Annotated in this window: 15 protein-coding genes; 3 read left to right on the top strand and 12 right to left on the bottom strand. The window is 68.5% G+C overall.

Annotated elements, in window-relative coordinates:
- The first annotated feature begins 64 nt into the window (after positions 1–64).
- Positions 65–1,081 (top strand): 1-aminocyclopropane-1-carboxylate deaminase, encoded by a 1,017-nt coding sequence (locus EC845_RS07095; RefSeq protein WP_123296634.1) that lies wholly within the window; start codon positions 65–67, stop codon positions 1,079–1,081.
- A gap of 17 nt (positions 1,082–1,098) precedes the next feature.
- The gene (locus EC845_RS07090; RefSeq protein WP_148077266.1) at positions 1,099–2,178 is read left to right on the top strand and encodes a hypothetical protein; all 1,080 of its coding nucleotides are present in this window, start codon (positions 1,099–1,101) and stop codon (positions 2,176–2,178) included.
- An 80-nt stretch (positions 2,179–2,258) separates the two neighbouring features.
- Here EC845_RS07090 and EC845_RS07085 read toward each other — a convergent pair whose 3' ends face one another.
- From EC845_RS07085 to EC845_RS07055, 7 genes are all read right to left on the bottom strand, one after another.
- Positions 2,259–3,425 (bottom strand): M20 family metallopeptidase, encoded by a 1,167-nt coding sequence (locus EC845_RS07085; RefSeq protein WP_123296630.1) that lies wholly within the window; start codon positions 3,423–3,425, stop codon positions 2,259–2,261.
- A complete protein-coding gene (locus EC845_RS07080) occupies positions 3,422–4,825 on the bottom strand; it encodes a M20 family metallopeptidase (protein ID WP_123296628.1) in 1,404 nt (467 codons plus the stop codon). Before EC845_RS07080 ends, EC845_RS07085 begins: the two co-directional genes overlap by 4 nt.
- Before the next feature lie 69 nt (positions 4,826–4,894).
- Positions 4,895–5,773: an ATP-binding cassette domain-containing protein gene (locus EC845_RS07075; protein ID WP_123296627.1), complete on the bottom strand. Its 879-nt coding sequence runs from the start codon at positions 5,771–5,773 to the stop codon at positions 4,895–4,897.
- Positions 5,770–6,768 (bottom strand): ABC transporter ATP-binding protein, encoded by a 999-nt coding sequence (locus EC845_RS07070; protein WP_123296625.1) that lies wholly within the window; start codon positions 6,766–6,768, stop codon positions 5,770–5,772. The genes EC845_RS07075 and EC845_RS07070 overlap by 4 nt, the downstream gene beginning before the upstream one ends.
- 15 nt (positions 6,769–6,783) lie before the next feature.
- Entirely contained in the window at positions 6,784–7,701 is a 918-nt protein-coding gene (locus EC845_RS07065) for an ABC transporter permease (protein WP_123296623.1), read from the bottom strand.
- Between the two features lie 46 nt (positions 7,702–7,747).
- A complete protein-coding gene (locus EC845_RS07060) occupies positions 7,748–8,665 on the bottom strand; it encodes an ABC transporter permease (protein ID WP_123296621.1) in 918 nt (305 codons plus the stop codon).
- A 25-nt stretch (positions 8,666–8,690) separates the two neighbouring features.
- On the bottom strand, positions 8,691–10,223 hold the full coding sequence (locus tag EC845_RS07055) for an ABC transporter substrate-binding protein (protein ID WP_123296619.1): 1,533 nt from the start codon (positions 10,221–10,223) through the stop codon (positions 8,691–8,693).
- A 159-nt stretch (positions 10,224–10,382) separates the two neighbouring features.
- On the opposite strand from EC845_RS07055, the gene EC845_RS07050 reads away from it, so the two are divergent.
- Complete coding sequence (locus EC845_RS07050; RefSeq protein ID WP_123296617.1) at positions 10,383–11,357, top strand: LysR family transcriptional regulator; 975 nt, start codon at positions 10,383–10,385, stop codon at positions 11,355–11,357.
- A 42-nt stretch (positions 11,358–11,399) separates the two neighbouring features.
- Here EC845_RS07050 and EC845_RS07045 read toward each other — a convergent pair whose 3' ends face one another.
- The 5 genes from EC845_RS07045 to EC845_RS07025 form a co-directional block, all read right to left on the bottom strand.
- The gene (locus EC845_RS07045) at positions 11,400–12,320 is read right to left on the bottom strand and encodes a hydroxymethylglutaryl-CoA lyase (RefSeq protein ID WP_123296615.1); all 921 of its coding nucleotides are present in this window, start codon (positions 12,318–12,320) and stop codon (positions 11,400–11,402) included.
- Positions 12,321–12,450: 130 nt separating this feature from the next.
- Complete coding sequence (locus EC845_RS07040; RefSeq protein ID WP_123296613.1) at positions 12,451–13,377, bottom strand: glyoxylate/hydroxypyruvate reductase A; 927 nt, start codon at positions 13,375–13,377, stop codon at positions 12,451–12,453.
- A gap of 85 nt (positions 13,378–13,462) precedes the next feature.
- Positions 13,463–15,502: an acetyl/propionyl/methylcrotonyl-CoA carboxylase subunit alpha gene (locus tag EC845_RS07035; protein WP_123296611.1), complete on the bottom strand. Its 2,040-nt coding sequence runs from the start codon at positions 15,500–15,502 to the stop codon at positions 13,463–13,465.
- A 66-nt stretch (positions 15,503–15,568) separates the two neighbouring features.
- Positions 15,569–16,366 carry an enoyl-CoA hydratase/isomerase family protein gene (locus EC845_RS07030; RefSeq protein ID WP_123296609.1) on the bottom strand — a complete coding sequence of 266 codons (798 nt, stop codon included), beginning with the start codon at positions 16,364–16,366 and terminating at the stop codon, positions 15,569–15,571.
- 25 nt (positions 16,367–16,391) lie between these two features.
- Positions 16,392–17,999, bottom strand: a complete 1,608-nt coding sequence (locus tag EC845_RS07025; protein WP_123296607.1) for a carboxyl transferase domain-containing protein — start codon at positions 17,997–17,999, stop codon at positions 16,392–16,394.
- Between the last annotated feature and the right edge of the window lie 49 nt (positions 18,000–18,048).

The raw sequence follows: 18,048 nt of genomic DNA, 5'->3' as shown, positions 1-18,048 counted from the left end.
TTCCTATCATGGAGTCATCGCCATCCCGCATGGCCCTCACCCCGCCCACCGCCTGGAGCCCCCTATGCGCCTCGACAAGTTCCCCCGTTATCCCCTGACCTTCGGCCCGACGCCCATCCAGCCTCTCAAGCGGCTGAGCCAGCACCTGGGCGGCAAGGTCGAGCTGTATGCCAAACGCGAGGACTGCAACAGCGGCCTGGCCTTCGGCGGCAACAAGACCCGCAAGCTCGAATACCTGATCCCCGAAGCACTGGCCGGCGGCTACGACACGCTGGTGTCGATCGGCGGCGTGCAGTCCAACCAGACCCGCCAGGTCGCCGCGGTCGCCGCTCACCTCGGACTCAAGTGCGTGCTGGTCCAGGAGAACTGGGTCAACTACTCGGATGCCGTCTACGATCGCGTCGGCAACATCGAGATGTCCCGCATCATGGGTGCCGAGGTCAGGCTCGACAGCGCCGGCTTCGACATCGGCATCCGCGAGAGCTGGGAACAGGCCATGGCCGACGTGCGCAAGGCCGGCGGCAAACCTTTCCCGATCCCGGCAGGCTGCTCCGAACATCCTTACGGCGGCCTCGGCTTCGTCGCCTTTGCCGAAGAAGTGCGCCAGCAGGAAGCCGAGCTCGGCTTCAAGTTCGATTACATCGTGACCTGTGCCGTGACCGGCAGCACGCAGGCGGGCATGGTGGTCGGTTTCGCCGATGACGGCCGCGCCGACCGCGTGATCGGCATCGATGCCTCGGCCAAGCCCGAGCGCACCCACGAGCAGATCCTGCGCATCGCACGCCACACGGCCGAGATCGTCGAGCTGGGCCGCCCCATCGAAGCCTCCGACGTGGTGCTGGACACCCGTTTCGGCGGCCCCGAGTACGGTTTGCCCAGCGAAGGCACGCTGGAAGCCATCCGCCTGAGCGCCCGCTTCGAAGGCATGATGACGGATCCCGTCTACGAAGGAAAATCCATGCACGGCATGATCGAGAAAGTCCGGCTGGGCGAGTTCCCCGAAGGTTCGAAGGTGTTGTACGCCCATCTGGGCGGCGCCCCGGCGCTGAGCGCCTACGGCTACATCTTCCGCAACGGCTGATCGCCGCACCGCCCGCCATGTCCCACCCGCTGCCAGCCGGCGATTGGAAGCCCCGGACCGTCCCCCCGCCGCCAGACGCCAGGCCGGTGGAGACCCTGGCTGCCTGCGTGGCGCAGTGGGCGGGCAGCGCTCCGGGCATCGACTGGTGCGGGCCACCCCTGTCCGGCGCACCGGCGGCCGGGGCCCACGAGCCGGCACGGGACTGCCTCGCACGCACCGAAGACTGGCTGGCCGGCCGGCTGGCGGCGGCAGCACGGCGCACCGGCACGCCCGCTCCCCTCCCCCTTCTTCACGACCCGCACGGCCAGGTGCCCTGGCGGGCGGCCGACCTGCTGACCAGCGCGGCCGCCAGGGGCGCGCAGGGCTTGATCCTCGAGACCGCGCCGTCGCACAGCCCGCTGGCGCATCCCTTGCAATCGCACACGCCCGAAGGCGTGCACGTCTACACGCCGGCGTTCTCGGGCGAACTCGCCGCGCTCCTGACCCATGCCATGACACGCTGGACGCAAGGACTGCCCATCGGCCTGATGTGCATCCGGGTCTTGCCGCACACCCTGCCTTCGCCCGACCTGCCGCGCAGCTTCGCCGCCGGCATCGTGCGCGGGCTTTACCTGCTGGTGGCCGATGCGGCCGAGCGTGCCGTGCGCCTGCAGTTGCTGGCCTCGGGCGCCAGCCTGGCACCGGCGCTCGACGCGGCCCTGGTTCTGCGTGAACGCCATGGCCTGGCCGTGGATGTATGGAGCGTGACGAGTTACGCCGGCACACTGCGTGCGGCCCAGACGGCCGGAACCTCGCCGGATGCGGCCGGCCTGGCGGCGCAGATGGCGCACAGCCAAGGCCCGATCCTGGCGGTGGCCGATGCGCCCCGGAGCGTGCCCGAGACATGGCGTTCACTGCTGCCGCCGACACGCCCGTTCGAGACGCTGGGATGGGACGACACCCACCCGGCAGGCCCCGTGGGATGGCATGGCGGGGGCCCCGCCGGTGCACAGCGCATCGTCGACCGTGCGCTGGCGGTGTGCGAGAGCGAGGCCAGACACCAGGCGGACGACCGCCAGCGGCACTGGGCCAGCATCGCTTCGACGGCGTCGATCTGACCCTCTTGCGGGCCGATCGCGCCGCACCGGCCGATGCGGCGAAGAGCCGCCAGGCGCCCGGACGAATCAGGCCGGCGCGTTCACGCCACCGAATCGGCCATGCGGCCCAGCATGCGCAGAACCGCCTGCGCCCGCGGCACGAAGGTCTCGAGACGACAGTACTCATCCTCGGTATGGGCCTTGGCGCCGACCGGCCCCAGTCCGCAGAGCGTGGGAATGCCCATCGCTGCCGTGAAGCCGGCATCCGAACAGCCGCCCGTGAACTCCCCTTCGACCTCGAAACCGCTGGCCCGTGCGCTCTCCTGGTAGAGCGCCAGCAGGGCCTCGCTGCAGCGCGGCTCCAGCGGCAGGAACTCGGACACGACGTCGAACGAGGCGTCGGTTCCAGGCACATCGGTGCGCTTCACGATGGCGTCGACGGCCTCGAGCAGCGCCAGACGCTGCGCGGCCGTGCAGAAACGCACGTCGAGCCGGGCCTCGGCTTCGGGAGCCACGGTATTGCTCGACAGCCCGCCGCCGATCAGGCCGACGTTGGTGGTCACGCCGCTGGCGTAGTCGGTCAACGCATGCAGGGCCTGGACCTTGATGGCGAGCGCGCCGATGGCGCTGGCCCCTTCGGCGTGGTTGACGCCCGAATGCGCGGCACGCCCGCGAACCGCGATGCGGATCGTGGCGCCGCCCTTGCGCGCAGACACCACGTTGCCCGTGACACGCGCAGGCTCGGCATTGAGCGCGGCATGGGCGCCACGGCCCCAGGACTCGATGGCCAGCCGCCCACGGGCCGAACCGATTTCCTCGTCGGCCGTGAACAGGCCGACGACGGGAAACGGCAGCGCCGGCGCATGCTTGAGCGCCATCAGCACAAAGGCTTGCAGCACCAGGCCGGATTTCATGTCGGCCACGCCGGGGCCGTAGGCCCTGTCGCCTTCGCGCCGGTAAGGCCGTTGCGCCACGGTCCCCGTGGGAAAGACGGTATCGCGGTGCCCCATGAGCAGCACCGGCGCCGCGCCGGGCCGGCTGCCCGCCAGGCGTGCGACAAGCGCATCGCCTTGTGCGGGCTCGGGGGCGCGTTCCCAATCGACACCGTGGCCTGTGAACCAGGCCGCCATGGCATCGGCCACGGCATCCGTGCCCGCCTTGTCATGGCTGTTCGAGTCGATTCCCACGAGTTGCGCCAGGGCCTGCTCCATGGCCGCCCCCTGATCCGACAGCCAGGCCAGCGCGGCGGACAGATCGGTCGTGCTCATGCGCGTTCCCGGTGCACGGCCTGACCCTGCTCGCAGAGGTCCCAGAAGAGTCCGGCCATGATGGCCAGCGACTCGCGGGTGGTGTCGACCAGGATGTGTTCGTCGGGCGCATGCTGCGAGCAAGCGGGATACGAATGCGGCACCCAGAGCGTCGGCAGGCCCAGCGTGGCGGAGAACACGTCGTTGGGCAGCGATCCCCCCAGATTGGGCAGCAGCGCAGGCCGCTGGCGTGTGGTGTGCTCGATGGAAGACAGGCACCAGCGCACCCAGGGGTCGTTCGGATCGAGACGGGTCGCAGGCATGCGCACATCCGAAGCAACGATTTCGATGTCTTCGAAACCCTCGGCATCGAGATGCTCGCGGATGTGTTTCTGAAAATTGCCGACGTCGCTGCCCACCACGTAACGCATGTGGCAATGGGCCATGGCCTCGCCGGGAATCGCGTGCACGGGCGCATCGGGATTGCCGGTGGTGTAGGCCAGCACTTCCAGCGTGTTCCAGCCGATCACCCGTTCGGCGGGCGTCAGGCCGGGTTCGCCCCACTGCGGGTCGACCTCGGGATCGTTCGGCCCGCCGCCCACGTCGATGTCGGTGAGTGCCGCACGCACGCTGGCCGGGATCTCGGGCGGCAGCAGCGCAGGCACGCGGATTTCGCCGCGCGGCCCCACGAGACTGGCGATGGCATGCGCCACCCGGATGCCGGGATTGCACAGCAGTCCACCCCAGTTGCCGGAATGGTGACCGCTGCTGCGCAGCTTCAGGCGCAGCCCGAAGTTGTAGACGCCGCGCGAGCCCAGGAACAGCGTGGCGCGCCCGGCCGAGACCCGTGGCCCGTCGGAGGCGATGAACAGGTCCGCAGCGAGGGCCTCGCGCTGTTCGGCGATCACCTGGGCCAGGCCCGGCGAACCGGATTCCTCGCCCATCTCGAAGATGATCTTCACGTTGTAGCCCAGGCGGCCCTGGCGCAGCGCGATGACTTGCGCCAGCGCGGCCAGGTTGATCGTGTGCTGTCCCTTGTTGTCGGCGGTGCCGCGGCCGTACCAGCGGTCGCCTTCGACCACCACCGTCCAGGGAGCCAGCCCCTGGCGCCACTGTTTGTCCTGGCCGCGCACCACATCGCCGTGACCATAGGTCAGCAGCGTGAAGGCGGCCGCGTCTTCCAGGCGCTCGGCCATCAGGAAAGGACCTTTTCCGGCGACCGGGTTGTCCAGCTTGGTGCAGGAAAAACCCAGCGCTTCGAGATGGGGAATCATCTCCTCGTCGAGGTAGGCATGCAGCACGTCGAGACGGCCGGCTTCCTGGCTTTCCGTGCGGAAAGCGACGCGGCGGGACAGCGTCTGCAGAAAGGCGCCACTGTCGAAGTGGTCCAGGGTGTTGGCAATGGCAAGCGCGCGGCTCATGGGGGTCCTTCTGGCGTGGTGGTCGGGCAGGCAGCCGCGTGCCCGGCCGGGTTGACGGGTGGTTGCCGCTCAGGCCGGCAGGGCCTCGCGGGTGAAGTCGGGCAGGCCGAGGCCGGGCTCGGGCGTCAGGGCCGAAGCCAGCAGCATACGGGTATAGGCGTGTTCCGGCTGGGCGAAGATCCGGGCCCTTGTCCCCTGCTCGACGATGCGCCCCCGGTGCATCACGGCGACCCGGTCGACCAGGTGTTCGACGACGCCCAGGTCATGGCTGATGAACAGGTAGGTCAGGCCGAACTCGGCCTTCAGGTCCATCAGCAGATTGAGGATCTGGGCTTGAACCGAGACGTCCAGGGCCGAGGTCGGCTCGTCGCAGACCAGGATGTCGGGGCGCAGCACCAGTGCACGGGCGATCGCCACGCGCTGGCGCTGCCCGCCGGACAGTTGGCCGGGGTACTGGCTGTGCGTGCGCTCGGGCATGCCCACGAGGTCCAGCATCTCCCGGACCCGGCGCCGCTGCTCGGCGGCATCGCCCAGTCGGTGCAGCCGCAGCGGCAGGGAGACGATCTGTTCGATCGTGTGGCGCGGATTGAGCGACGAGTACGGGTCCTGGAAGATGGGCTGGATGTGGCGGGCCTGCGCCAGGCGCTGGCCCGGATCGACTTCCTTGCCGTGGATGAGCACGTTGCCCGAGGTCGGTTCGAGCAGGCCCAGCAGCATCTTGGCCAGGGTGCTCTTGCCACACCCCGACTCGCCCACCAGGCCCAGCGTCTCGCCGCGGCGCAGGCGCAGGGACACGTCGTTGACGGCGAGGATCTCGCCCGGCGCCTTGAACAGGCCGCGCTTGAGTTTGAAGCGCCGCGTCAGGGCACACAGCTCCAGGGCGATCGGTGCATGGGCAAACGGGTCGGCTTCGGCCGGCGCCACGGCGGGCATGGGGATGGCGTTCATGCGGCAGCCCTCAGTTGGTCGCCGCCGTGCGCCTGCACGCAGCGCACCGCATGCGCGGCCTGGCCGGCGTGGGGCAGCAGCGCAGGGGTCGACAGGCACGCCTGGCGGGCCTGCGGGCAGCGGTTGTAAAACGCACAGCCCTCGACTGCACCGATCAGGCTGGGCACCACACCCGGAATGGCCTGCAGGCGGCTGCCGGGCTCGGTCTTTCCGCGCACCGGAATGCAGCCCAGCAAGCCCTGGGTGTAAGGGTGCGTCGGCTGCCCGTAGAGCTGCTGCACGGGGGCGGATTCGACCACCTGGCCGGCATACATCACCGACACGCGGTCGGCGATGCGCGCCACCACGCCCAGGTCGTGCGTGATGAAGACGACGGCCGTTCCGAACTCCTGCTGCAGCTCGCGGATCAGCCGCAGGATCTGGGCCTGGATGGTCACATCCAGCGCCGTGGTCGGTTCGTCCGCAATGATGAGCTCGGGTCCGCACATCAGGGCCATGGCGATCATCACCCGCTGGCGCAGGCCGCCCGACAGTTGGTGGGGATACTGGCGCAGGCGATCCGAGGCCTGCGGCACGCCTGCGCGCTCGAGCAGGTAGACCGCGCGCTCGCGGGCCTGGGCCCGGCTGGTCTTGCGGTGGGCCAGCAGGGCCTCGCACAGCTGGTCGCCCAGCGTGAAGGACGGATTGAGCGAGGTCATCGGCTCCTGGAAGATCATCGACATGCGTGCACCGCGGATGCCGTTGAGCTGGCGTTCGTTCATCGTCAGCAGATCCTCGCCGCAGAACGCCAGGCGGTCGGCGCTGCGCCGCGCCTTGGCCGGCAGCAGGCCCATCAGGGCCAGCGAGGTCATGGACTTTCCGCAACCGGATTCGCCCACCAGGCACAGCATTTCGCCCCGGTTCACCTGCAGGTCGATGCCGCGCACGGCCTGCAGCATGCCGCGAGGCGTCGGCAGTTCGACGCGCAGGTTCCGAACATCAAGAATAAGGCTCATGGAAAGACTCCGGATTCAGTTTCGGCCTTCGGGCGCGGCCAGATCGCGTATGCCGTCGCCGACCAGGTTGATCGCCAGCACCAGCAGGGCCAGCACCACACCGGGGATCATGATGACCCACGGCTGGAAGAACATGTAGGCCTTGCCCTCGGCGACCATCAGGCCCCACGACGGCGTCGGCGGCTGCACGCCCAGCCCCAGGAAAGACAGCGTGGACTCCAGCAGGATGGCGTGCGCCATCTCGAGCGTGCCCACCACCGTGAGCGCGCCCAGGATGTTGGGCAGCAGTTCGCGCACCAGGATGTAGGGCGTCGAGGCGCCCAGCGTCTTGGCCGACGCGATGAACTCGGCATCCCGCAGTTGCTGGGTGGCCGAACGCGTCACGATGGCAAAGCGGTCCCACAGCAGCAGGCCCAGCAGAACGATCACCACCTGCAGCGAGCCGCCGACCAGCGAGGCCATGGCCAGTGCCACCAGCACCACCGGCATGGCCAGCCGCGTGGTGATGAGGTAACTCACCACCGCATCGACCCGGCCGCCGTAGTAGCCGGCAAGCACCCCCAGCGTGGTGCCGATCAGCCCCGAGATCAGGGCCACCACGACCCCGATCGTCAAGGAGACCCGTGCGCCGTAGAGCAGGCGGCTGAGGTAGTCGCGTCCGAGCTTGTCGGTGCCCAGCACATGGGTCCAGCTGCCCTTTTCATGCCAGATGGGCGGGATCAGGCGCTGCGTGACGTCCTGCGCATAGGGATCGTGCGGCGCCAGCCAGGGGGCGAACACGGCCGCCAGCACCACCAGCCCCAGCACGGCCGCGCCCAGGGCCAGCCCGCGGTGGCCCAGCACACGCCGCAGCAGGCGCTGCCAGCCGGCGACCGGCGCGAAGGCGGCCGACACGTCCAGGCGCGGGCTGTTCGGAATCGGGGAAGAAGACATGGATCGTTGGCTCCAGAGATCGGGACAAGGGGCTGCTGCGCGGCCCTCAGCGGGTGCGCATGCGCGGGTCGAGCGCGGCGTTGAGCACATCGGCCAGGAAAGTCAGGCCGATGTAGAAGACCGCGATGATCAGGACCACCGCCTGCACCACCGGATAGTCGTTGCGGGCGATGGAATCCCAGGCCAGCTGGCCCAGGCCCTGCAGCGAGTACACCGACTCGATGACCACCGAGCCGCCGAGCATGAAGCCCAGTTCCACGGCGGCCAGCGCGACCACCGGGATGATGGCGTTGCGCAGTGCGTGCTTGAAGATCACGCGCGAGCGGCTCAGGCCCTTGGCGCGCGCGGTGCGGATGTAGTCCGAGCCCAGCACGTCGAGCATGCCCGCGCGGGTCAGCCGCATGATGGCCGGCATGGCGTAATAGCCCAGCGCCACGGCGGGCAGCACGAAGTGCAGCCAGGTGGCGTTTCCCGCCACCGGCAGCCACTTGAGCCCGACCGAGAACACCACGATCAAGGTCAGCGCGAACCAGAAGTTGGGCATGGCCTGCCCGATCACCGCCACGCCCAGGGCCGTTCGATCGACCCACGAGTCGCGGTAGACCGCCGCGGCCACGCCCAGCGGCACGGCGACCAGCAGGGCCAGGAGCAGCGACACGCCGCCGAGCTTGAGCGTGATCGGCAGGCGCTCGCCGATCAGTTCCATCACCGTGTTCTGGAAGTAGAACGAGCGGCCGAAATCCAGTTGCAGCGCCGACCAGAACCAGTCGCCGAACTGCGCGACCATGGGCCGGTCCAATCCGTACTGCACACGGATGGCTTCGACATCGGCCGCGCTCGACTCGGGCCCGGCCATGGCGGTGGCCAGGTCACCCGACAGATGCAGCAGCAGGAAACTGACGACGGAGACCGTCAGCACCACGCTCAGGGCCACCAGCAGGCGGCGCAGGACATAGATCAGCATGTTGATTCAGGCCGGTTGCCGTCGCTCACTTCCAGCTGGCCATGAAAAAACGGGGCAGCTCGTCGGGCTGGGCCTCGAATTTCAGGTCGGAACTGAAGGCGTAGTTGGTGGAATAGGTGAACAGCGGTGCCCACATCGCCTTTTCGGAAATGCGCTGCAGGGCCTGGGCGTACTTTTCCTGGCGCGGCTTGGCCTCGACCGTGGCGTCGGCCGTCTGCACCAGGGCGATGGTGGTCGGGTCCTTGGCGGTGTCGTCCGGACCGCCCTTGAAGAAGTTGCCCACGAAGGCCGACGCGTCGTTGACGGAGAACGATCCCCAGGCCTGGAAGGACAGCGGCGCACGGCCCGCGCGGACCTCGTTGCGCAGCGCCGGGTACTGCACGAAATGCAGCCGCGCACGGATGCCGACCTTGCGCAGGTCGCCGATCATGGCTTCCGCATAATCGCGCTCGCGGTAGGCCCACAGGTCGGTATCGAAGCCGTTGGGATAACCGGCCTCGGCGAGCAGCGCCTTGGCCTTGGCCGGATCGTAGGGATACTTCACCACCTTGCTCGTGTCGCAGCCGAACTGCGTGCGGAAACACGGGGCATACACCGGCTGGCTGCCGCCGCGCACCAGATTCTCGGCCAGGCCCTTGCGGTTGATGGCGTAGTTGACGGCCTGCCGCACACGCTCGTCCTTGAAGGGTTCGGCCTCCGGCGTCGTGCCGTTGTTGTTGATGGTCAGGAAACCCACCCGCATGGTCTCGTCGCTGAGCACCTGCAGGTTGGGCATGCTCTTGAGCGCATCCGACTGATCGGCGGGGACCCGCCAGATCCAGTCGACTTCGCCGGTCATGAGCTGGGCCGAACGGGCTTCGGGATCGCGGATCACCTTGAAGACCACGGTCCCGATGCGCGGGGCGCCCTTGGGGCTGTCCTTGAAGTAACCCGGGTACTTCACCATGGTCACCCCCTGGCCGGGCGTGACGGCGCTGATCCGGTAGGGGCCGGTGCCGACCGGCGCCTTGCTGTAGCCCTCCAGACCCACTTTCTGGAAATAGGCGGACGGGTAGATCGGCGTCGGGCCCGACAGGTATTCCAGGGCGGCGGGGAAAGGTGCCTTGAGCTTGAGGCGCACCTGGCTGTCGCTCACCTTTTCGGCCTGGGCGATCCAGTCGGTGTTCTGGCGCGTGGCGATCTTGGCATCGGGGCCGTTGATGACGTTGAAGGTGTAGACCACGTCGTCGGCACCGAACCGGTCGCCGTTCTGGAACGTCACGCCCTGCCGCAGATCGAGCAGCAGCGAAGTCGGCGATTCCCACTTCCAGGCCGTGGCCAGCGACGGCAGGTACTTGCCGGTCTTGACGTCGCGGTAGATCAGCGTGTCCCAGGCCATGTTGGCCAGGATCACGCCCTCGCGCATGTTGTTGTGATACGGACTGACATTCTCGACCTCGCTGTCCGACGCGTAGACCAGCGTGTCGTTCGATTTGCCAGCCCACACCGGCGCCGAAAGAAGGCCCAGAACCAGTGCCAGCGACCCGCGTCGCACTAACTTGGGGAAAACATGCGTCATGACATGACCTTTCAGGAGATGAAGTCGGGAAATGACATCAACATCGCAAAAAGAAGGCCACAAACGGCTTGCCTCACGTATTGTTTTTAGACCAATTCCTTCTCAAAATGGCAAGGCTCTCCCTGCCCTCCGTCCGGTTCTTTCCACCGACACTGCCGCATGCCCTCCCATCGCCCGCTGCCCGCCATCGCCCGCCAGTTGCAGGACACGTCGCTGCGCTATTTCCTCGAAGTGGTGCGCTGTGGCTCCATTGCCGAAGCGTCGGTGCGGCTGAACGTGGCCGGCTCGGCCATCAGCCGCCACATCACCCAGCTCGAGGCCCTGATGGGCATCAGCCTGTTCGAGCGCCGTCCGCGCGGCATGGTGCCCAGCGCTGCAGGCGAACTGCTGGCCAGCCATGCGATCAAGTCCGCGCACGAGGCCGAACGGGTGGCGCACGACATCCAGGCCCTGCAAGGCCTGCAGCGCGGCCGCGTGCGCGTGGCGACGACCGAGGGGTTCGCCATGGAATTCGTGCCCCAGCTCATCGCGAGCTTCGTGCACAAGAATCCCGGCGTGCAGTTCCACATGGAGGTGCTGCCGCCGGCCGACGTCTCGCGCCGCGTCGTGCAGGGCGATGCCGACATCGGCGTGACCTTCACGCGGGCCGTCGAGAAGGACATCCGGGTCGAGCTGATCCGGCCTGCGCCCATCTACGCCGTCATGCGCAGCGGACATCCGCTGGCCCGGCTGCGCCGCATCGGCGTGGCACAGATGCTGGCCTATCCGCTGGCCCTGCCCTCGCCCGACACCACCGTGCGCCAGCTCTTCGACATCGCCTGCAGCCTGCGGCGGCTGGCCGTCACGCCGGCACTGACCAGCAACTACATCGCAGGATTGTTCGGTTTTCTGCGCGAACACGACGGCATCACCATCGCGGGCGAACTCTCGATCCGCAACCAGGTGGCCCGTGGCGACCTCGTCGCCATCGCCCTGCGCGACCCGGGCCTGGCGCTGCGCAACATGGAGGTTCAGACGCTGGTGGGCCGCGAACTGCCGCGCGCGGCACAGGCCTTCCTGGCCGATCTCAAGGCCGATCTCAAGGCCGATCTGGCGCCGGACGCCGACGAACCGGCCGCTGCGGCAGCGCCGTGAACCGTCGCCGGGGGGCGGTTCGAGCGCCCGTCGGAGGTTGCGTCAGAGCGTGCGTTTGTTGAGCAGCGCACGCGCCACACGCGACTGCGTGCCGCGGCCCAGTTGCTCGCTGATGAAGACGCCGGCATCGACCAGCCGGTCGAGATCGATGCCGGTCTCGATGCCCATGCCGTGCAGCAAATAGACCACGTCCTCGGTGGCCACGTTGCCGGTCGCGCCCTTGGCATACGGGCAGCCGCCGATGCCGGCGACCGAAGCGTCGTATTGCCAGATCCCGACTTCGAGCGCGGCCAGCGTGTTGGCCAGCGCCTGTCCGTAGGTGTCGTGGAAATGGCCCGAGACATCGTCCAGCCCGTAGTGGCGAAGCGCCGCTTCCAGGGCCTGCTGCACCTTGCGCGGCGTGCCCACGCCGATGGTGTCGGCCACGCCCACGTGCTGCACGCCGATCGCCTTCATCAGGCCGGCCACCTGTTCGACGCGTTCCGGCGCCACGTCGCCCTCGTAGGGACAGCCGACCGCGCAGGAAATCGCACCCCGCACATGGATGCCCAGCTCGCGGGCCTTCTGCACGACCGGCTCGAAACGCGCGATGCTCTCGGCAATCGAGCAATTGATGTTGCGCTGGCTGAAGGCCTCGCTGGCGGCACCGAACACCACCACTTCGTCGGGCCATTGCTCGCGCGGCGCCGCCAGGGCCGCCTCCAGCCCCTTCATATTGGGCACCAGCACCGAGTACACGATACCGGGCCGGCGCTGCAGGCCGGCCATCACCTGCGCGTTGTCGGCCATCTGGGGCACCCATTTGGGACTGACGAAACTGGTCACCTCGATGGCCTGCAGGCCCGCCAGTTCCAGCCGGCCCACCAGCTCGGTCTTGACCGCTGCGGACACCGGGGATTTTTCGTTCTGGAGGCCGTCTCTGGGCGAAACGTCGACCAGCCGGACACGTGTGGGAAAACTCATGGTGCTTGTCTCCTGCGGCGCGATGCCGGCTCGTTGGATGAGCCGACGGAATGGGACCGGACCGGCAGCCGATCGGCTCGGGGTTGTTGATCGTCCTGGCGGCCCTTCGGGACCCTCCGCCAGATGGATGTCAATAGGCACGCTCCCGGTCGACCATGCCCGCCACCTGCCGGCCCTGGGCCAGCGCCCTCATCTTGCCGGCGATCTGCACGATGCTGTCTTCGCGCAGCGTGATGGCCGAGGTGTGCGGCGTCAGCACCAGCCTGGGATGCTGCAGGAAAGCATGGCCTTGCGGCAAGGGTTCCTCGCGGAACACATCCAGCGTGGCCCCGCTGAGGTGGCCTTCCTCGATCAGGTCCAGCAGATCCTGCTCGACCAGGTGGCCGCCGCGCGCCACGTTGATCAGATAGCCGCCCGGCCGCAACGCACCCAGGGTACGGCGATCGAGAATGTTCTCGGTTTCCGGTGTCAGCGGCAGCAGGCAGACCAGCACCTGCGAAGCATGCAGGAAGTCCTGCAGGCCCGCTTCGCCGCTGTAGGCCCGCACGCCGTCGACCGCGCGCGGCGTGCGGCTCCAGCCGTTGACGGGAAACTCGAAGGCCGCCAGGGCCTGCGCCACACGCTGCCCGAGAACGCCCAGGCCCATCACGCCCACCGGGCAATCGGCCCGGCGGCGGGGTTCGTGCGATTGCCAGACACCGGCCCGCATGTCCGACTCATACCGGTCGAACCCACGAAAATGACGGATGACGGCCTGGCACACATACTCGGCCATCTGCACCGCCATGCCCGCATCGTCGAGCCGCACCACCTGCATCGCGGCCGGCAACTCGCGCTGCAGGATCGCATCCACCCCGGCGCCGATGTTGAACACGGCCTGGAGCTGCGGCTGGTCGTCGAAGAAGGCCTGGGGCGGACGCCAGACGACGCCGTAGTCGGCTACGGTGTGTGCCTGCCCCTCTTGCCAGACGTCGACCGTGGCCTCGGGCAAGGCCGCACGAAAACCCTCGACCCAAGGCTCGGCCGGGGTCCCTTCAAGACAGATCAGGATATGCATGGCTCGCATGCTAACGCGTCCGGTGCCATGGCCTTCCCTTCCGTTTGCGCCCTGGCCCCTTGCATACGCCATGTGTCCTGTGCCTTCAGGCGGCCTGCTTCAGCGTCAGCAGCGCGGCGCCTTCGGCCACCTGGTCGCCGGGCGCGTACAGCAGCTCGGCCACCACGCCGTCGGCGGGCGCGCTGATGGTGTGCTCCATCTTCATCGCCTCCATCACCGCGAGCGGCTGGCCACGGCTCACCGTGGCGCCCGGTTCGACATGGAAAGCGACGACCTTGCCGGGCATGGGCGCCGTCAGTTGGCCACCCGCTTCGGCGGCATCGCCGGCATGGCGGCGCGGATCGGCCAGCGCGAGCCGGCGGTAGCCCGTGTGCGCGTAGACATGCTGCTGGCGCTCGTCCGCATGCACCCAGGCCTGCAGGCGCCGGCCGGCGTGGTGCAGCAGCACGGCATCGGCCTCGCCCTCGACCGCCTCGAAGACCAGCGCACCCGAGACACCGCCCACACGCAGCATCAGCGAGCCGTCCGGCAGGTACTCGAGCAACGCGGCGAGCGCCGGCTCGTCGGCCTCGGTGGCGAAGTCGAAGCGGCGCTGTGCGGTGCCCGCCAGGCGCCAACCATCGTGGGCGGCGAAAGGCCCTGCGCCTGCGGCCCGCGACTGCCGGCTGCGGCGCTGCTCGGACAGCAGGCTGTGCGCCACCACCGCGGCGGCGGCCAGATCGGCCGGCACAGCGCCGGGGCCGAACAGATGATCGTGTTCACGCGTGATCAGTGCCGTGTCGAGGTCGGCTTGCGCAAAGCTGCGGCTGCTCAGCACACGCCGCAGGAACGGCACATTGTTGGCCACGCCGACGATGCGGCAATGCGCCAGTGCGGCATCCAGCCGGGCCAGGGCCTGCGCCCGGTCCTCGCCCCAGACGATGAGCTTGGCGATCATCGAGTCGTAATGCGGCGTGATGTCGTCGCCCTGGCGGACGCCTGCGTCCACGCGCGGCCGCTCGCCCGTGCCGCGTTCGAACGCGACATGGGGCGGCAGCGCGAACACCCGCAGGTGGCCGGTCGCCGGCAGGAACTGGTTGTCGGGGTTTTCCGCGCACAGGCGGGCCTCGATGGCATGGCCGCGCCGGGTCAGTTGCTCCTGGCGCAGCGGCAAGGCCTCGCCGCTGGCCACCCGCAGTTGCCACTCCACCAGATCCAGGCCGGTGATGGCTTCGGTGACCGGATGCTCGACCTGCAGCCGCGTGTTCATCTCCATGAAAAAGAAAGCCATGCCGCCGTCGGGCTTCTGCTCGACGATGAACTCCACCGTCCCCGCGCCTTCGTAGCTCACGGCCCGGGCAGCGGCCACTGCCGCTTCGCCCATGGCTCGGCGCAGGTTGTCGTCCAGGCCCGGGGCCGGCGCTTCTTCCAGCACCTTCTGGTGGCGGCGCTGCACCGAGCAGTCGCGTTCGAACAGGTAGACGATGTTGCCGTGGCTGTCGCCGAAGACCTGGATCTCGATGTGGCGCGGGCGCTGTACGTATTTTTCGACCAGCACCGCGTCGTCGCCAAAGCTGTTGCGCGCCTCGCGCTGGCAGGACTGCAGCGCAGACGCAAAATCCTCGTGCCGCTCGACGATGCGCATGCCCTTGCCACCGCCCCCCGCGCTGGCCTTGATGAGCACCGGGTACGCGATGCGGTCGGCCTCGCGCTGCAGCAGGTCGGGCGACTGGTCCACGCCGTGGTAGCCCGGCACCAGCGGCACGCCCGCCCGCTCCATGAGCTGCTTGGACGCGGCCTTCAGCCCCATCGCCTGGATGGCCTGCGGCGGCGGCCCGATGAACACCAGACCGGCCTCGCGGCAAGCCGTGGCAAAGGCCTCGTTCTCGCTCAGGAAACCGTAGCCGGGATGGATGGCCTGCGCACCGGTGGCCTGCGCGACCTCGATGATCTTGTCCCAGCGCAGATAGCTCTCGGCCGGTGCGCTGCCGCCGATGTGAACGGCTTCGTCGCAGGCCGACACATGCTGCGCATGCGCATCGGCATCCGAATAGACGGCGACGGTGGCGACGCCCATTCGGCGTGCGGTGCGGGCCACCCGGCAGGCGATTTCGCCGCGGTTGGCTATCAGGATCTTGTCGAACATCGGATGGATCTCCTCGGGTCTCGGGTTCCCGTGCAGGCACGGGACGTCATGATGGGCGCGGGGCTCTCAAGGCAGCCAGGGCGGCGCCTGCTTGGCCAGAAAAGCCGAGACGCCGGCACGGCCCTCGTCGCTGGCCCGGATCTCGGCAATGCCTTCGACCGTGCGCGCGATCAACGCGTCGTCGACCGGACGGTCGGCCACGTCCCGCAGCAGGCGCTTGCATGCACGCACCGCCTGCGGCCCCGCGGCGCGCAACGCCTGCACCAGCCCGTCGACGGCGGCATCGAGCCCGTCGGCGGCCACCACGGTGTGCACCAGTCCCAGCCGATGGGCTTCGGCGGCATCGAAACGTTCGGCCGTGAGCAGGTAGCGCTGTGCCGCGCGCCGGCCCATGGCACGAACCACGTAGGGTCCGATGGTGGCGGGGATCAGCCCGATCCGGGTTTCGCTCAGGCAGAAGCCGGCGCCCTCGGCCGCCACCGCCATGTCGCACGCCGCCACCAGGCCCATGCCTCCGGCATAGACGTCGCCCTGGATGCGCGCGATGGTCGGAACCGGGCAGTCGCTCAGCACCTGCAGCATGCGGGCCAGCCGGCCGGCATCCGCCAGATTCTGTTCGCGGCTGTAGCCGGCCATGCGGCGCATCCAGTTGAGGTTGGCACCGGCACAGAAGGCCTTGCCGCGCGCCGCCAGCACGATGGCCCGCAAGTCGTCGCGCTGCCCCAGGCTCTCGAAGGTCTGCGTCAGTTCGGCGATCACCTCGTCGTCGAAGGCGTTGCGCACATCGGGCCGGTTGAGCCAGACCGTGGCCACGCCGGGTGCAAAAGTCGTCTCCAGTGCCGCTGCCGGATTGTCGGTCGTCATGTCGTCTTGTCTCCTGGGCCGGGGCCTACATGCGGAACACGCCGAACCGGGTCTCGGTCTCGGGGCCTTGACGGCTCGCCGCCAGACCCAGGGCCAGGACCCGCCGGGTGTCGGCGGGGTCGATCACGCCGTCGTCCCATAACCGCGCAGTGGCGTAGTAAGGGTGGCCCTGCTCCTCGTACTGCTGGCGGATGGGCAGCTTGAACGCCTCTTCCTCGTCCGCGCCCCACCGGCCGCCCTTGGCCTCGATGCCGTCGCGCCGCACCGTCGCCAGCACGCTGGCCGCCTGTTCGCCGCCCATCACCGAGATCCGTGCGTTGGGCCACATCCACAGGAAACGGGGGCCGAAGGCCCGTCCGCACATGCCGTAATTGCCCGCGCCGAAGCTGCCGCCGATGATGACCGTGAACTTCGGCACCGCTGCCGTGGCCACGGCGGTCACCATCTTGGCCCCGTGCCGGGCGATGCCCTCGTTCTCGACCTTGCGCCCCACCATGAAGCCGGTGATGTTCTGCAGAAACACCAGCGGGGTGCGGCGCTGGCAGCACAGTTCGATGAAATGCGCACCTTTCTGGGCCGATTCCGAAAACAGGATGCCGTTGTTGGCGATGATGCCCACCGGCATGCCCTCGATCTCGGCGAAGCCCGTCACCAGCGTGGCGCCGTAGCGCGGCTTGAACTCGTGGAACTCGGCGCCGTCGACGATGCGGGCGATGATCTCGCGCACGTCGAAGGGCTTGCGGGTGTCGGTCGGGATCACGCCGTAGAGCTCGCGGGCATCGTAGGCCGGCTGCTGTTCAGGGCCGCTCGGCGGATACACCGTGGCCGGGCGGTTGAGGTGCCGGACCGCCTCGCGCGCCAGTTGCAGCGCATGCGAGTCGTTGTGCGCCAGGTGATCGGCCACACCGGACAGCCGCGTGTGCACGTCGCCGCCGCCCAGGTCCTCGGCCGTCACCACTTCGCCGGTGGCGGCCTTCACCAGCGGAGGCCCGCCCAGAAAGATCGTGCCCTGGTTCTTGACGATGATGGCCTCGTCGCTCATGGCCGGCACGTAGGCGCCGCCGGCCGTGCACGAGCCCATCACCACGGCGATCTGGGCAATGCCCTGGGCGCTCATGTTGGCCTGGTTGTAGAAGATGCGGCCGAAGTGGTCGCGGTCGGGAAACACGTCGTCCTGGTTGGGCAGGTTGGCGCCGCCCGAATCGACCAGGTAGATGCAGGGCAGCCGGTTCTGCTGCGCGATCTCCTGCGCCCGCAGGTGTTTCTTGACCGTCAGGGGGTAGTAGGTTCCGCCCTTCACCGTGGCGTCGTTGCAGACGATGACGCAGTCCACGCCGGCCACACGGCCGATGCCCGTGATCACGCCGGCACCCGGTGCGTCGCCGCCGTACATCGCATGCGCCGCCAGCGGACTGAGTTCGAGAAAAGGCGAGCCCGGATCGAGCAGTTGCTGCACGCGCTCGCGCGGCAGCAGCTTGCCCCGCGCCAGGTGTTTGGCGCGGGCCTGTTCCCCGCCGCCCTGCGCCACCCGCTCGCACTGCAGGCGCAAGTCCTCGACAAGGGCCTGCATGGCCTGGGCGTTGGCCTTGAACTCGGCCGATCGCACGTTGAGTTTTGTCTCCAGCTTGGGCATGCCTGTCTTTCTTCTTCAGAATTGACGTTTACGTAAACGTCAATATAAA

It is taken from the genome of Comamonas sp. BIGb0124 (assembly GCF_003752175.1).
In the GTDB taxonomy this organism is placed as follows: domain Bacteria; phylum Pseudomonadota; class Gammaproteobacteria; order Burkholderiales; family Burkholderiaceae_C; genus Comamonas_F.
This window is presented reverse-complemented; position numbering and strand designations above follow the sequence as displayed.

What these genes read in the sequence shown, in the direction of transcription:
- EC845_RS07095 (WP_123296634.1), top strand. Translation starts at nt 65, where the DNA reads ATGCGCCTCGACAAGTTCCCCCGTTATCCCCTGACCTTCGGCCCGACG.
- EC845_RS07090 (WP_148077266.1), top strand. Translation starts at nt 1,099, where the DNA reads ATGTCCCACCCGCTGCCAGCCGGCGATTGGAAGCCCCGGACCGTCCCC.
- EC845_RS07085 (WP_123296630.1), bottom strand. Translation starts at nt 3,425, where the DNA reads ATGAGCACGACCGATCTGTCCGCCGCGCTGGCCTGGCTGTCGGATCAG.
- EC845_RS07080 (WP_123296628.1), bottom strand. Translation starts at nt 4,825, where the DNA reads ATGAGCCGCGCGCTTGCCATTGCCAACACCCTGGACCACTTCGACAGT.
- EC845_RS07075 (WP_123296627.1), bottom strand. Translation starts at nt 5,773, where the DNA reads ATGAACGCCATCCCCATGCCCGCCGTGGCGCCGGCCGAAGCCGACCCG.
- EC845_RS07070 (WP_123296625.1), bottom strand. Translation starts at nt 6,768, where the DNA reads ATGAGCCTTATTCTTGATGTTCGGAACCTGCGCGTCGAACTGCCGACG.
- EC845_RS07065 (WP_123296623.1), bottom strand. Translation starts at nt 7,701, where the DNA reads ATGTCTTCTTCCCCGATTCCGAACAGCCCGCGCCTGGACGTGTCGGCC.
- EC845_RS07060 (WP_123296621.1), bottom strand. Translation starts at nt 8,665, where the DNA reads ATGCTGATCTATGTCCTGCGCCGCCTGCTGGTGGCCCTGAGCGTGGTG.
- EC845_RS07055 (WP_123296619.1), bottom strand. Translation starts at nt 10,223, where the DNA reads ATGACGCATGTTTTCCCCAAGTTAGTGCGACGCGGGTCGCTGGCACTG.
- EC845_RS07050 (WP_123296617.1), top strand. Translation starts at nt 10,383, where the DNA reads ATGCCCTCCCATCGCCCGCTGCCCGCCATCGCCCGCCAGTTGCAGGAC.
- EC845_RS07045 (WP_123296615.1), bottom strand. Translation starts at nt 12,320, where the DNA reads ATGAGTTTTCCCACACGTGTCCGGCTGGTCGACGTTTCGCCCAGAGAC.
- EC845_RS07040 (WP_123296613.1), bottom strand. Translation starts at nt 13,377, where the DNA reads ATGCATATCCTGATCTGTCTTGAAGGGACCCCGGCCGAGCCTTGGGTC.
- EC845_RS07035 (WP_123296611.1), bottom strand. Translation starts at nt 15,502, where the DNA reads ATGTTCGACAAGATCCTGATAGCCAACCGCGGCGAAATCGCCTGCCGG.
- EC845_RS07030 (WP_123296609.1), bottom strand. Translation starts at nt 16,366, where the DNA reads ATGACGACCGACAATCCGGCAGCGGCACTGGAGACGACTTTTGCACCC.
- EC845_RS07025 (WP_123296607.1), bottom strand. Translation starts at nt 17,999, where the DNA reads ATGCCCAAGCTGGAGACAAAACTCAACGTGCGATCGGCCGAGTTCAAG.